Genomic DNA, 15,002 nt, shown 5'->3' with positions numbered 1-15,002 from the left:
TTACTGAATTAAATAATTAATTATAGTACTCTGAACATAGTAGGTCTTCACAGATTCTATTTGGTTCATTTGAAATTTTAGTTGTAATTCTTGAATATCCAAAACATCATTAAAATCAATCGTTCCTGTTTCGTAGCTTTTGATTAAAATGTCTTCAGCATCTTTGGCTTGTTTTAAGTTCTTGGTTTGAGTCTCATAACTTATTCTTGTCGAAATACGCTCATTAATTGCTTTACTTAAAAGCGTTTCCAAAGTGTTTAATCGTTCTTGTTTTTGAGCCGTAATTTCCTGTTGTTGCAACTTATTTTGCTTGGTTTGAGATTTGTATTTCTTATTGAATATTGGGATGGACACCGAAACCATTGGCATCACAATATCTTTACCGTTATCCGAGAAATTCATATCTGGTCTTTCAGAAACATTGATATAGTCCAAGCCAAAACCAATCATAGGACTGCTTTCTTTTTGGTTTAATAATTCGGATTGTTCTACCGACTGATAAAGTTTATCGAATTTTAGTAATTCAGGGTGTAAGGCTAAATTTTTAGTAGTGATTTCAAAGTCTTCTGAAGGCATCATTAAACTATCTACCACAGTAACAGCAGTATCATTTTTCCTGTTCAAAAGCTTATTGAAATTGGTTTGTTCTGCTAAAAACTGTTGACTTAAAACATCTTTTAGTTGTTGCATTTCATTTTGACGCATTTGCAATCGCAACACATCTACAGCTGATGCTTTACCAACCTCAACCGAGGTTAGCGCTAAAGTCTCATAGGTTTCCAATAGTTTAATATTCTCGCTTAAAACCTCTTGTTTTGCTTTATTAGCGAAAAGATTATAATAGGATTGTGATACAGAAGCCATCAATTTTCGCTTTGCAATAACAATGTCTTCATATTTTGCATCAGCTAATGAACTGACATAATTTTCTCTTGATGTTATTGTACCAAACCAAGGCAACATCTGTTTTGCTGACACTTTAAAGCGTTGTGCTCCTGTTCGGGTTTCTGGTTCGCTTACGAAGTAACCCACACCAAATTCAGTATTAGGCAATGTATTTACTTCATTCACTTTTTCGGAAGCAATACTATACTGTAATTCAAACTTTTGAATTTCAGGATTGTTATTTAATGCTTCATTAATAAGCGTTTCTAATTCTTGTGCATTAGAAACACTAAAAGTTAATAAACCGATGAGTGTATAAATTATTCTTTTCATTTGTTTGCTCTTTTCAATTTAAACTCTTCTCTCCAGCTATATAATACCGGTACAATAAAATAAGAGGTAATGTCTATAACCATTCCGCCAAATATTGGAATTGCCATAGGTATCATAATATCACTTCCTTTTCCTGTGGATGTCAATACTGGTAACAGCGCCAAAATGGTAGTTACAGTAGTCATTAAACACGGACGAATACGTTTTTCGGCAGCTTGTAAAGCGGAAGCTCTAATGCTTTTTTTATCAGAAGGTTTTTCACGCTCAAAAGTTTGCGTGAGGTATGTTGCCATAACGACACCATCATCTGTAGCAATACCAAATAATGCTATAAAACCTACCCAAACCGCAACACTTAAATTGATAGTTTTCATATTGAAAAGGTCTCGCATATTCTCTCCAAACAAACTGAAATTGAAAAACCAATCTTGACCGTACAACCATATCATTATAAAACCACCTGCAAAAGCAACCGTTATTCCTGTAAAAACCATTAATGAAGTAGTAACAGATTTGAACTGGAAATACAGAATCAAGAAAATAATAGCAAGCGCTAATGGAACGACAACAGAAAGCGTTTTTTCTGCTCGTAACTGATTTTCATAAGTTCCTGTAAATTTATAGCTGATGCCCTTTGGAACATTTAATTCTCCTGAATCTATTTTCTGTTGAAATAAAGCTTGCGCATTTTCAACAACATCAACTTCTGCAAATCCATCTAATTTATCAAACAACACATAGCCGACCAAAAAGGTGTCTTCACTTTTTATGACTTGTGGACCTTGCTCATAACGAATAGTCGCTAATTCACTTAACGGAACTGGGCTTCCTTTTTCAACAGGAATATAAATGCCTTTTATATCTTCTGGATTACCACGTAGCTCTCTAGGATACCGCACTCTAACAGTATAGCGTTCTCTTCCTTCTACAGTTTGAGTAATAGCCATACCGCCAATTGCTACTTTCAGCACACTTTGTACATCTTCTATAGATACACCATAACGTGCTATTTTTTCTCTATCAATATCAATAAGTAAATAAGGTTTCCCTACAATTCTATCTGCAAAAACAGCTTGCTCTTTTACACCTTCTGCTTGTTTAAGAATGGTTTCTAGCTGCAATCCAAACGCTTCAATTTGTTTTAAATCTTGTCCTTTTACTTTTATTCCCATTGGTGCACGCATTCCAGTTTGAAGCATTACCAATCTGGTTTCTATCGGTTGTAATTTTGGTGCAGAAGTAACTCCTGGTAATTTGGTAACTCTAACTATTTCATTCCAAATATCATCAGGACTATTAATTTCTGGTCGCCAATTACGATAGAATTCGCCATCATTATCTTCGATAAGTTGAGCATGTCTAACTTTTGTAAAAACAACATTTTCGGAATTATTAGGATTGGCGATAAATGTTCCATCTTTCAATTCAAAAGCACCATCGTCGTTTACTTTGTAACGTTGTCTTTTTCCTTTTGAGTTACGCATGTATTCAGACTTATATTGAATCATGTTTTCGTACATAGATAAAGGCGCAGGGTCTAATGCAGATTCTGTTCTACCAGACTTTCCTACTACAGTTTCAATTTCTGGAATGGTGGCTACAGCCATATCCAATTGTTGAAGAACACGTTTATTTTCGGCAACACCTGAATGTGGTAATGAGGTTGGCATTAGTAGAAAAGAGCCTTCGTTTAGAGATGGCATAAATTCTTTTCCTGTATTATTCATTATCCATCCTCCAGAAACAAGCACAGTTGCTGGAATAATTAAAAACAATAACTTGTTTGCTAAAGCCCAATTTAAAATTTGTCCATAATACCTTCTGAAAATTGAAAATATTCCTAAAATTCCGAAGCAAATAATAGCTACAAAAATTAAGTTTACTAGAATACTTCTGTCAAAGCCTAATGGTCTCCAATATTCGGCAAGTAAAAATATAATGGCAGTACATGAAATAATAATATTTACAAGATTGTTATTTTTCTTATTTAGTTTACCCAAAACTCCAAGTAAACTAGTAATACCAAAAGCAATTAAAATAATCCCTAACCAATATCCAGTAACCATAATTGCTATTCCAGTAATTATTAAAGCACCATTTATGATGTATTTAAATGACTTTTTAAATGATGTTTTTCTGAATAAATAAGCTGCGAATGGTGGAATTAAAAACAGCGCAATAACCAAAGATGCCGATAACGCCATCGTTTTGGTAAATGCAAGTGGTCTAAACAATTTTCCTTCTGCACCAATCATTGTAAATACAGGAACAAAGCTGATAATTGTAGTTAATACCGCAGTTAAAATCGCTCCAGAAACTTCGGCAGTCGCATTATAAACTACTTCATTCGTAGTTAACTCTGTACCATCTTCTCGTAATCGTAATTTGTCATCATCGAGATGGCGAATCATATTTTCTGCGAGAATGACGCCTACATCTACCATAGTTCCAATTGCAATAGCAATACCAGAAAGTGCTACAATATTGGCATCTACGTTAAACAGTTTCATGGTAACAAATACCATTAATACTGCAACAGGCAACAATCCAGAAATTAAAATAGAAGCTCTTAAATTGAAAACCATAACAATAATAACCAAAATGGTAATTAATATTTCTAGTGTCAACGCTTCATTAAGCGTGTCTAATGTTTCTTCAATAAGCCCGGTACGATCATAGAAAGGAACAACAGTTAATTGAGATGTTCGTCCATCTGCCAATACCTTTGAAGGTAATCCGCCTTTCAGCTCCTCAATTTGCGCTTTTACATTATTAATGACTTCCATTGGATTTGCACCATATCGTGCCACTACAACACCACCAACGACTTCCGCACCTTCTTTATCCAATAAACCTCTTCGTGTTGCTGGACCTAATGATACTTTACCTATGTCTTTAATCTTAATTGAAGTAAAATCTTCTGAAGTAACTACAGCATTTTCAATATCTTCAACAGATTTTACATAACCTAGACCACGCACTAAATATTCAGCTTGATTGATTTCTAAAGTCTGCGCACCAATATCTTGATTACTACTTTTAACCGCTTTTACAATCTGGTTTAAACTAATGTTATATTGACGCATCAACTCTGGATTAACATCAACTTGATACTCCTGAACATAACCACCAATGGAAGCTACTTCAGAAACACCACTTGCAGTAGATAAAGCATATTTTACATAGTAATCTTGAATGCTACGCAGTTCGTGTAAATCCCATCCACCAGTAACATTTCCGTTTTCATCTCGACCTTCAAGAGTGTACCAAAATATTTGCCCTAAACCTGTGGCATCTGGTCCCAATGCAGGATTAACACCTTCTGGTAATAATCCACTTGGTAATGAATTGAGTTTTTCGAGGATGCGACTGCGACTCCAATAGAATTCTATATCTTCTTCAAAAATGATATAGATACTTGAAAACCCAAACATAGAAGAGCTACGAATAGTTTTCACTCCTGGAATACCGAGTAAAGAAGTAGTTAAAGGATAAGTGATTTGATCTTCTATATCTTGTGGCGAACGACCATCCCACTTTGTGAATACAATTTGTTGGTTTTCTCCAATATCTGGAATGGCATCCACCGCTACTGGGTTGCTTGGTAAAAATCCTGTGTCCCAATTAAAAGGTGCGTTTACAGTTCCCCAACCAACAAAAAGGACGAGTAGCAGAACTGCTACGAGTTTGTTTTCTATTAAAAATTTGATGCTTTTATTTAGCATTAGCTTTGATTATTAAACAGTTAGACATTGGCGTTATGAAAACACCGAATACAGCAAGTTATCCTTATGACATAAAGCCATAGGATAAAACAGTCTAAAGTTTAAAAATCAAATTAAATAAGTCTCGTCAATCTTGTAGAGTTGCCTTATGACGAGTGGTGGTTCGTATTCTTCGAAAGAAGATACATTGTTGTCTAAACCTTCAAAAAGGTTAATATAGGTGTAAACAAATGAAGCTATAAATACTTGTTGTTCAAAAGAAATTTTGTCAACTTGAAGTTGTAGTTCGTCTTGTCCATCAACTACTAATTGTTCATCGTTACAACAATTCTTTTTTGTAATAGAACAGCCTTCAGTTGAAGGTTTTTCCATTTCCATTCCGCATCCTTTAGCCTTATGGAAGATAGCAGTTTCAACTAAAGTATCGCCACAATAATGCATATTAACAGCAAATGACATTGTAGAGAATAACACTACAAAAGCCATTGTCAAAGACATTATTTGATGGAATACTTGTTTCATAATGGGTACGAAGTTACGAAATTTTGAAATGATAGTAATTAATTAACAACAGTTTAAGTATTCTGTAATAATAATTACAATCAAAAACCACTAATTCATTTCAAATAAAATGAATATATAAAAAACATCAATTTGTTGTACCTATGTTGTACCTGAATAAAAAAAGCCTTTACAAGAAATCTTGTAAAGGCTTAGTACTGAAGACGGGACTTGAACCCGTACGTCCTAATGGACATTGGATTTTAAGTCCAACGTGTCTACCAATTCCACCACTTCAGCATTGGTATATTTTAAGAAAGTTTCAGAGCGAAAGACGGGATTTGAACCCGCGACCCCCACCTTGGCAAGGTGATGCTCTACCCCTGAGCTACTTTCGCAGTCATTTTAATGAACGTGCAATATTGCTATTGCGGATGCAAATTTAAAATTTTTATATTAATTGCAAAGCCTTTTTAGTAAAATAAATTAAAATTATTTTAAGCTTGTTTTTTCTTGACTAACATACGCTTAATTTCATTCAATTTCATAAGCGCCTCAACAGGCGTAAGTGTATCAATATCAATGTGTAATATTTCATCTTTGATGTTTTCTAGTAAAGGGTCGTCAAGATTAAAAAAACTTAGTTGCATGTCGTCATTTAAAGTTTTTACCTTGTCTGTAAGCTCTTCACTTGAATGAGATTGCTCTAATTTCTTCAAAATGGTGTTGGCACGGTGTAAAACTTGCTGTGGCATACCTGCCATTTTTGCAACATGAATACCAAAACTATGAGCGCTACCACCTTCAACAAGTTTTCTTAAAAACAACACGTTATCCTTTAATTCTTTTACAGACACATTAAAGTTTTTAATACGCCCAAAAGTTTCACTCATTTCATTTAGTTCGTGGTAGTGTGTTGCAAATAATGTTTTTGGCTTTGCCGGGTGCTCATGTAAATATTCGCTAATAGCCCAAGCTATTGAAATTCCATCATAAGTACTGGTTCCACGACCAATTTCGTCAAGCAACACTAAACTCCTTTCAGAGATGTTATTTAATATGGAAGCCGTTTCATTCATTTCTACCATAAAAGTAGATTCGCCCATAGATATATTGTCACTCGCACCTACTCGCGTAAATATTTTATCTACTAAGCCTATTCTAGCTTCTTTAGCAGGCACAAAACTTCCTATTTGAGCCAACAATACAATTAAGGCTGTTTGACGTAATATTGCCGATTTACCAGACATATTAGGTCCTGTAATCATAATAATTTGTTGATCTGTTCTGTCAAGAAAAACATCATTTGCTATATAAGCTTCGCCAATTGGTAATTGTTTTTCTATAACAGGATGGCGCCCATCTTTAATATCTAAATCAAAAGAGTCATCTATAGTAGGATATATATAGTTGTTGTCCTTTGCCAGTTGTGTAAACCCACACAAACAATCTAATTGCCCAATTAAATAAGCATTTTGCTGTACTGGTTTTATATATTGATTTAACCAAACTACCAATTCTGAAAACAGCTGTTGCTCTATGGCTTGAATTTTATCTTCGGCTCCTAAAATTTTTGCTTCATATTCTTTAAGCTCTTCTGTTATGTAACGCTCTGCATTCACCAAAGTTTGCTTACGTATCCATTCTTCAGGAACTTTATCTTTATGCGTATTTCTTACCTCTATATAATACCCAAAAACATTATTTGAAGCTATTTTAAGTGATGTAATACCTGTACGTTCTGTTTCACGTTCTAGCATATTGTCCAAGTAATCTTTACCAGATTTAGATAAATTTCTTAATTCATCCAATTCTGAAGAAAAACCGGCTGCAATACTATTACCTTTTAAAACATTTACAGGAGCATCTTCATTTAAAGTTTCTTTTATTTTTTCGCGAAGCACATTGCAGTTGTGTAGCTTATCACCAATAACCTTTAAAGATTCATTAGCACAGTTAGATGCTAAAGATTTTATAGGCACTATGGCTTCTAAAGAATTTTTAAGCTGAATAACCTCACGTGGATTTACCTTTCCTGTGGCTGTTTTTGAGATTAATCGCTCTAAATCACCAATATGCTTAATATGATTTTGAATTTTTTGAAGTACTGTATTTTCTTTAGTCAAAAAACTAACAACTTCATGACGCTGTTTAATTTTTTCAACGTTTTTTAAAGGCAATGCTAACCAACGTTTTAATAACCTACCTCCCATAGGAGAAATAGTTTTATCAATAACATTTAAAAGGGTTACGGCATTATTGTTTGTTGAGTTGTAAAGCTCTAAATTTCTAATAGTAAATTTATCCATCCATACATAATCATGTTCAGCAATTCTAGATATTGAAGTGATATGTTGTAACTTATTATGTTGTGTTTCTCCTAAGTAATGTAATATGGAACCAGAAGCTATAATGCCTTCGTATAAATTTTCAATACCAAAACCTTTTAATGTTTTAGTGTTAAAATGCTTAATTAATGTTTCATAAGCATAATCGGTTTGATAAACCCAATCTTCTAAATAAAACGTATGAAAATCGTCGCCAAAAGTTTCATTAAAGAGTGTGCGTTTTTGCTTAGAAACTAACACTTCGCTAGGGCTAAAATTTTGAAGTAACTTATCAATATATTCGGCATTTCCTTGTGAAGTTAAAAATTCACCCGTAGAAATATCTAAAAAAGAAATGCCTATATACTTTTTATCAAAATAAACAGAACATAAAAAATTATTAGATTTAGAAACTAAAACCTCATCATTTAAAGCAACACCTGGCGTTACCAACTCTGTAACCCCACGCTTTACAATGGTTTTTGTTTGCTTTGGATCTTCTAATTGATCACAAATTGCAACACGCTCACCAGCTTTTACAAGTTTTGGCAAATAGGTGTTTAATGAATGATGCGGAAATCCTGCCAGTTCCGTTTCGCTCTCACTACCTGCTCCTCGCTTGGTTAAAATAATACCCAAAATACCTGCTGCTTTTACAGCATCACTACCAAAGGTTTCATAAAAATCGCCTACACGAAACAATAACAAAGCATCTGGATACTTTACTTTTATAGCATTGTACTGTTTCATTAAAGGTGTTATCTTTTTTGCTTTTTTAGCCAATGGGTATGTTATTTTTTAGTATTATTTTTGACAAAATTGTAGCATGCAATGTACTATTAATTTCAGGTGTTTTGAAGTTGATCTATTAGAAGTTATCTACAATTAGAAAGAGATTTCAACAATAAATTATGCGGAAATTAAAAAATAGTGAATTAGAAAGATTAAGTGTTGAAGCTTTTAAAGAGGTTGAAAAAACACCTATTATTATTGTTCTAGACAATATTAGGAGCTTAAATAATATTGGTTCTGTTTTTAGAACTAGTGATGCTTTTTTAGTTGAAAAAATTTACCTCTGCGGTATTACAGCAACACCACCTCATAAAGACATTCATAAAACGGCTTTAGGAAGTACTGATACTGTTGCTTGGGAATATGTTGAAAACACGCTTGATTTAATTAAACGTTTACAAGCAGAAAATGTAAAAATATGTGCTATTGAACAAGCAGAAAATGCCACCATGCTTAACCATTTTAAACCCGAGAAACAAACTACTTACGCTCTGGTTTTTGGTAACGAGGTAAAAGGCGTTGCCCAAAATGTTGTTAGCAATAGTGATGTGGTTATAGAAATTCCGCAATTTGGAACTAAACACTCTTTAAACATATCGGTAAGTTGTGGGGTTGTAGTTTGGGATGTGTTTAGTAAACTTAGAAATGACAGCTAAGAAAACTAAAAAGCCTTGGCCTACAAAAGATGTCATGCACCAGATTTACGATATGCATCTTTGGGGCGGGAACGAATTTGATTTTTATTCGGGTATAGGCTCTCATAACCCAGAAATTATAAATCCTTATTTAGAGAGTATAAATGCTTTTTTAAAGTCACACAATAACGCGCTTGTAGTTTGCGATTTAGGATGTGGCGATTTTAATATAGGGAAACACCTAACACCTTTTACCAAAAAATATATTGCTATTGATATTGTTGAAAATCTTATTAATAGAAACAAAAAAAACTATCAAGAAGACAATTTAGATTTTTACTGCTTAGATATTTCAAAAGACAAATTACCTCCCGCAGACTGTATTATACTAAGACAAGTGCTACAACATTTATCAAATACCGAAATTAAAAATGTTGTAAAAAAGCTAACACATTATAAATATTTAATATTAACAGAACACTTACCATCAACTAATTTTACGCCTAATTTAGATATTATTTCTGGCCAAGGCATCAGATTAAAACAAAACAGCGGTGTTAATATATTAGAATCGCCTTTTAATTTTAAAATTAAGAAAGAAGAGCAACTTCATGAACATATTTTGAAACCTAATTGTGGACGAATAGTAACAACTTTGTATCAAACTTTTTAAAAACTTAATCTAAGTCTTTCACAAAATATTTAATTCTTTTATTCTTTTTAAGCTTAAATTAATCTTTTTTAAGTAAATTGGTAAACCAATTTACTTTACCATGAAAATTAAATATATTTTTAGTATTGTTACTACCCTAGTTTTTTGTTCAATACCTGCTTATTCTCAAGACATTCCAATTGAATTTTTATCAATGGATTTAGAATCTAACCAGCATACACAAAACAAAATCATTTTAAGCAACGAAATTGATGGGGTAATTTCCGAGCATGCAACCATTACAAGCGATGTTACTAAACAAGTAGAGGTTAAAACAGGATACAAATTAATTTATTTATTTATAAAAGGCTATGGCCAATTATCTTCTGGCGGTAAAACATACAATATTGTACCAGAAACCATAATGCTACCTAATAACGTGAAAGATATTTCATTTACACCTATTAAAAATGACACCTTACACTACCTTAAAATAGCTGTTTTACAAACAGAATTAGATAAAGAAGACATTAAAACATTTCCAGAAGAGAACACCAATAATATTTATTTTAAAAAGTTTACAGATTGCAAATCATATACCGAACCAATTAAAAGCCCACAAACAACAAGCAGAACTATTTTACCAAATAAATACATCCCAAGGGTAGCCATGGGTACTGTTAAAACTATAGGACCCGATAAAGTTGGCGCTCATGAACATGCTATGTTAGAGCAATTATTCTTAGGGCTTTCAAACAATCATACTATTGTATATGCCGATGAGGCTCAAGTAAACTTCCCCGAGTATTCCTTACTGCATATTCCTAGAGGCTCAAGCCACTCAGTAAGTGTGAAAGCCGATAACGAAATGTACTATGTTTGGATGGATTTCTTTGTTGATAAAGACGGAGAAGAATGGTTAAAAACACATAACACAAAAGACGATTAGTATAAATAATTCTCCTTTATGGTATTTGAGAATTTAAACTAAATTCTTTTTTAAAAAATTAAACTAATTTATTTCTGCTTTTTCATAATTAGTTAGGGGTGCTTTAAAAAAAATTAAGACCATCTTACTATCCTAAACTATGCTGCTTAATAAACTAACAAGAATTCAAAAATATTTAAAGTATTTAGGCAAAAAAACACACCTATAATTGAACCAAACAGCAATAGTAATTTATTGTTTAAAAATATCATTTCAACAATTAAAAACTTGTTTTTTAAATAGATATCTAAAAAATTCCTTTTAAAAATTGAATTTATACAATATTAAAATTCAAATGACTACTTGCTAGTTAAAAGCATTAATTTTACTTAAATTGTTTTTAAAATTATAACTATATAATTTATGGCTAATAAAAATCCTGAAGCAGAACGGTTAGAGGTTGCAGATAATTACAAAAATTGGAAAAAATGGGGCCCTTATTTGGCCGAAAGGCAATGGGGAACCGTGCGCGAAGATTATAGCGAACATGGCGAATCTTGGGAGTTTATAGACCACGACAAAGCCAGAAGTAACGCTTACCGCTGGGGCGAAGAAGGCATTGGTGGTTTTTGCGACTCTAGAGAAATATTATGTTTGGCTCCAGCCTTTTGGAACGGAAACGACAGCATTTTAAAAGAGCGTTTGTTTGGGCTTACCAATAACCAAGGTAACCACGGTGAAGATGTAAAGGAACTTTATTTCCATCAAGTATCTACGCCAACACACACTTACAATAAATACTTATATAAATATCCGCATAGTAAATTTCCGTATTCGGAGTTGGTAAACGTTAATGCATCACGTGGCAGACACGAAGATGAATACGAACTTTTAGATACCGGTTGCTTTAAAGATAGTGCCTATTTTGATTGTTTTATTGAGTATGCAAAAGCAGGTGTCGATGATATTTTAATGAAAGTTACGGTGGTTAACCGAGGCGATAAAGCAGCCAATATTCATGTATTACCACATTTTTGGTTCAGGAATTTCTGGAAACATAATATAAAACACGAACGCCCAACCATAAAATCGACCAACAAATTCGCAGCACAATCTAGCAGCCCACGAAATGGCGATTACTATTTTTACCACGAAGGCGGCGAACAGTTATTTTGCGAAAACGAAACCAACAACAAACGTATTTACAATATAAAAAACGAAGTGCCTTATGTTAAAGATGGCATTCACGAACATGTTGTAAACAACAAAAAAACAGTTAACCCTAAAAAAACGGGTTCTAAAATGGCTGTTTGGCATAAATTTAATTTAAAAGCCGGCGAAGAAAAAAGCGTTAAAGTAAGACTAAGCAAGGATGCTTTAAACGACCCATGGTCCGATTTCGATGCCATTTTTAACCAACGCATACAAGAGTGCGAAGCTTTTTATGGCGACATTATACAAAAAGACTTACCAGAACAAAGACAGGAACTGGCTAGAAAAGCCTTTTCAGGTTTGTTATGGACCAAGCAATTTTACTATTTCGATGTGTTTAAATGGCTATTTGGTGGCCCAGGAGAAAGCAAGCCACAACGTACCAATATGCGAAATTACAGTTGGCAACACCTTACCAACCGCCATATTATTTCTATGCCAGATAAATGGGAATACCCTTGGTATGCCGCCTGGGATTTAGCATTTCATATGGCATCGTTTGTAGAAATAGACCCGTATTTTGCCAAACAGCAGTTGTTGTTATTTTTAGAAGAAAGCTATATGCATCCTAACGGTCAAATTCCGGCCTACGAGTGGAATTTTAGCGATGTAAACCCGCCCGTACACTCATACGCCGTATGGAAAGTTTACGAAAAAGATAAAGAAAAAACGAGCAAAGGCGATACAGCCTTTTTAGAAAAAGCCTTCCATAAATTGCAAATAAATTACACTTGGTGGGTAAACCAAAAAGATAAAAGCGGCACCAACCTTTTTGAAGGTGGCTTTTTAGGATTAGATAACATTGGGGTTTTTGACAGAAACCACATGCCTCCGGGCATAAACAGAATGCAACAAGCCGATGCCACCAGTTGGATGGCCATGTTTTCTATTAATATGCTACGCATATCTTTAGAGCTAGCCGAAACCAATAAAGTTTATGAGGAAGCTGCAGCTAACTTTTTTAGGCACTTTTTAAATATTGCTTGGGCCATGCACCACATTGGTAAAAAAGATATTTCGCTTTGGGATGATGCAGATAATTTTTATTATGATGTTGTTGAAATGTCAAGCGGAGCTACAGACCGTTTAAGGGTGCGTTCTTTGGTAGGTGTAATACCTATGTTTGCTGTTGAAATTATACACAAAGACTTATTTGATGAATTAAAAGAATTTAAAAGAAGAGCCAACCGCATTATTAAAACAAGACCCGATTTAGCCTCCTTAATTTCTAATTTAGAAAAAGCTAATGAAGATGGAAACTATTTGTTTGCAATCATGCGAGGTTTTAGATTAGAACATTTACTTAAACGCTTGTTAGATGAAGACGAATTTTTATCAGATTACGGTATACGTTCGCTTTCAAAATACCATGAAAAATACCCATTTGTTTTTCACCATCATGGGCATCATCAAATACAATACGAATCTGGCGAAAGTCGCTCTAACATGTTTGGCGGTAACTCTAATTGGCGCGGACCTATTTGGATGCCGTTAAATTATATGATTATTCAATCTTTAAGAAAATACTATACCTTTTATGGCGACGAGTATAAATACGAATTCCCTACAGGCTCTGGTAACAAGCTAAATTTAAAGCAAATTGCAAACGAAATTACCAAAAGACTCATTAAACTTTTTGAACCTAATGAAGATGGTAAATTCCCGTACCACTCTGAAGATGCCGACCAAGTATTTACAAAAGACAACCATTTTAAAAACGAACACTTTTTCTATGAGTTTTTTGATGGCGATAGTGGTAAAGGTCTTGGTGCCTCACACCAAACTGGATGGACCTCACTTATTGCTAATTTAGTAATGGAAATGGATGAGGATTAAAACTTTCTAGCTTATAATAAAATCCCTTATTGGAAAGTCTTAAAAAATAGATATTCTTGTAAGGGATTTTTTATTTTTTGTAGGAAAAAATAGTTATATTTACGGGGTAACAGTAGTAAATAAATTACTATATCCCAACTTAATTAAGGGATATCGTTAGTAAATATTTACATATAACGAGTTGTGCATAATTTGAATAAAATATGGGATTTGAAATAATAGGAGCCTTATTATCAGCAGTACTTGGTTTACTCTTTGGAGTTTTCCGTCCTTTACTGAATAAAGTTATTTTCCCAAAAGCTGAAAAATATTATATTGAAAACCCTGAAACCAGATGGTCAAGAGTTCTTGAACAAATTTTCATATTTAATAAAGATAAGAATAAACCTTTCAAAGAAAAGCTTGCTAGTTCACTTGCAACATTAAAAAATGCAACAGAGGAAATTGATGGAGTAATTGAAGAAATATCAAAAATTAGTCGAGAAAAACAACAAACTATTGAAAATTTGGAATCGACTTTGACTGAATTGGAAACTCAAGAAAGCGATTTAAAAGAAAAAATATCCGCAATGGAAAAAGTTCCTGTCGAATCTCTAAAACACTTTGAAGAAATACTGAATAAAGGAAATAAAAGAAGCGCAATTCGTGATTACGTAATATTCATTTTTGGTATTATTTTGACAACTATTATTGCCATTCTATTAAATAAATTTATGTAAAATATGACTGATAAAAAACTTGAGGGTTGGGGTCTGATTTTAATTCTAATCTCTTTTGGCTGGCAGTTCTTAGAAATAAATTTGACTGAAATTTCTAATGATGTAGATAAATATCAACTTCATCAAAAAATTGATGATTTATATATGTTAGCGGCTGATACTTATTCCAATAGTGAATTATATAATGGAGAAATTAGGAGTAAAGTTAGTTTCGATGTAATCAACAAAGATTGGAAGTACTGGAATAACCTTAAAGCTGAGAAAAAATCTGTTTTGAATCAATTAGAATGGACGTTTTACATTAAGACATTAATTTTTATACTAGGTAGTATATTCCTAATTATTCCAAAATTTAGAGAAGAACAAGCATAAACTATGCACAACAAAGTACTGTGGTAAAAAACAAGTAAAATTCACTTAATTTTTAGCCAACACACTTCTATAAGTATTATCATAT

The 15,002-nt window shown here is 33.2% G+C and carries 10 protein-coding genes and 2 tRNA genes; 6 read left to right on the top strand and 6 right to left on the bottom strand.

Annotation, left to right across the window (positions count from 1 at the left end; genetic code table 11):
* From Q0842_RS05955 to mutS, 6 genes are all read right to left on the bottom strand, one after another.
* A complete protein-coding gene (locus tag Q0842_RS05955) occupies positions 1-1,218 on the bottom strand; it encodes a TolC family protein (protein WP_298495458.1) in 1,218 nt (405 codons plus the stop codon).
* Positions 1,215-4,943 carry an efflux RND transporter permease subunit gene (locus tag Q0842_RS05950; RefSeq protein ID WP_298495455.1) on the bottom strand — a complete coding sequence of 1,243 codons (3,729 nt, stop codon included), beginning with the start codon at positions 4,941-4,943 and terminating at the stop codon, positions 1,215-1,217. The genes Q0842_RS05955 and Q0842_RS05950 overlap by 4 nt, the downstream gene beginning before the upstream one ends.
* Positions 4,944-5,051: 108 nt before the next feature.
* Complete coding sequence (locus Q0842_RS05945) at positions 5,052-5,465, bottom strand: hypothetical protein (RefSeq protein ID WP_298495452.1); 414 nt, start codon at positions 5,463-5,465, stop codon at positions 5,052-5,054.
* 195 nt (positions 5,466-5,660) lie between these two features.
* Positions 5,661-5,744 (bottom strand) — tRNA-Leu (locus Q0842_RS05940).
* Positions 5,745-5,770: 26 nt separating this feature from the next.
* Positions 5,771-5,842, bottom strand: a tRNA-Gly gene (locus Q0842_RS05935).
* A 99-nt stretch (positions 5,843-5,941) separates the two neighbouring features.
* Positions 5,942-8,554: a DNA mismatch repair protein MutS gene (gene mutS, locus Q0842_RS05930; RefSeq protein WP_298495448.1), complete on the bottom strand. Its 2,613-nt coding sequence runs from the start codon at positions 8,552-8,554 to the stop codon at positions 5,942-5,944.
* Between the two features lie 128 nt (positions 8,555-8,682).
* Here mutS and Q0842_RS05925 point away from each other — a divergent pair, with 128 nt between their 5' ends.
* The 6 genes from Q0842_RS05925 to Q0842_RS05900 all read left to right on the top strand — a co-directional run bounded on the left by Q0842_RS05925 (position 8,683) and on the right by Q0842_RS05900 (position 14,917).
* The gene (locus tag Q0842_RS05925; RefSeq protein WP_298495447.1) at positions 8,683-9,219 is read left to right on the top strand and encodes an RNA methyltransferase; all 537 of its coding nucleotides are present in this window, start codon (positions 8,683-8,685) and stop codon (positions 9,217-9,219) included.
* The gene (locus tag Q0842_RS05920) at positions 9,209-9,871 is read left to right on the top strand and encodes a bifunctional 2-polyprenyl-6-hydroxyphenol methylase/3-demethylubiquinol 3-O-methyltransferase UbiG (protein ID WP_298495445.1); all 663 of its coding nucleotides are present in this window, start codon (positions 9,209-9,211) and stop codon (positions 9,869-9,871) included. The genes Q0842_RS05925 and Q0842_RS05920 overlap by 11 nt, the downstream gene beginning before the upstream one ends.
* Positions 9,872-9,971: 100 nt before the next feature.
* Positions 9,972-10,799 carry a cupin domain-containing protein gene (locus tag Q0842_RS05915; protein WP_298495443.1) on the top strand — a complete coding sequence of 276 codons (828 nt, stop codon included), beginning with the start codon at positions 9,972-9,974 and terminating at the stop codon, positions 10,797-10,799.
* A 402-nt stretch (positions 10,800-11,201) separates the two neighbouring features.
* Positions 11,202-13,826 carry a glucosidase gene (locus Q0842_RS05910; RefSeq protein WP_298495440.1) on the top strand — a complete coding sequence of 875 codons (2,625 nt, stop codon included), beginning with the start codon at positions 11,202-11,204 and terminating at the stop codon, positions 13,824-13,826.
* 203 nt (positions 13,827-14,029) lie between these two features.
* Positions 14,030-14,545 carry a hypothetical protein gene (locus tag Q0842_RS05905; RefSeq protein ID WP_298495437.1) on the top strand — a complete coding sequence of 172 codons (516 nt, stop codon included), beginning with the start codon at positions 14,030-14,032 and terminating at the stop codon, positions 14,543-14,545.
* 81 nt (positions 14,546-14,626) lie between these two features.
* Positions 14,627-14,917, top strand: coding sequence for a hypothetical protein (locus Q0842_RS05900; RefSeq protein ID WP_298495434.1), 291 nt, complete (start codon positions 14,627-14,629; stop codon positions 14,915-14,917).
* Positions 14,918-15,002: the final 85 nt, after the last annotated feature.

The sequence above is a fragment of the uncultured Algibacter sp. genome (assembly GCF_947495675.1).
Taxonomy (GTDB): domain Bacteria; phylum Bacteroidota; class Bacteroidia; order Flavobacteriales; family Flavobacteriaceae; genus Algibacter_B.
Note: the sequence above shows the minus strand (reverse complement) of the source record. Positions and strands in the feature narration are given on the sequence as shown.

Excerpts from the sequence above, each read along its gene's own strand:
- Q0842_RS05955 (WP_298495458.1), bottom strand. The coding sequence starts at position 1,218 with ATGAAAAGAATAATTTATACACTCATCGGTTTATTAACTTTTAGTGTT.
- Q0842_RS05950 (WP_298495455.1), bottom strand. The coding sequence starts at position 4,943 with ATGCTAAATAAAAGCATCAAATTTTTAATAGAAAACAAACTCGTAGCA.
- Q0842_RS05945 (WP_298495452.1), bottom strand. The coding sequence starts at position 5,465 with ATGAAACAAGTATTCCATCAAATAATGTCTTTGACAATGGCTTTTGTA.
- Q0842_RS05925 (WP_298495447.1), top strand. The coding sequence starts at position 8,683 with ATGCGGAAATTAAAAAATAGTGAATTAGAAAGATTAAGTGTTGAAGCT.
- Q0842_RS05920 (WP_298495445.1), top strand. The coding sequence starts at position 9,209 with ATGACAGCTAAGAAAACTAAAAAGCCTTGGCCTACAAAAGATGTCATG.
- Q0842_RS05915 (WP_298495443.1), top strand. The coding sequence starts at position 9,972 with ATGAAAATTAAATATATTTTTAGTATTGTTACTACCCTAGTTTTTTGT.
- Q0842_RS05910 (WP_298495440.1), top strand. The coding sequence starts at position 11,202 with ATGGCTAATAAAAATCCTGAAGCAGAACGGTTAGAGGTTGCAGATAAT.
- Q0842_RS05905 (WP_298495437.1), top strand. The coding sequence starts at position 14,030 with ATGGGATTTGAAATAATAGGAGCCTTATTATCAGCAGTACTTGGTTTA.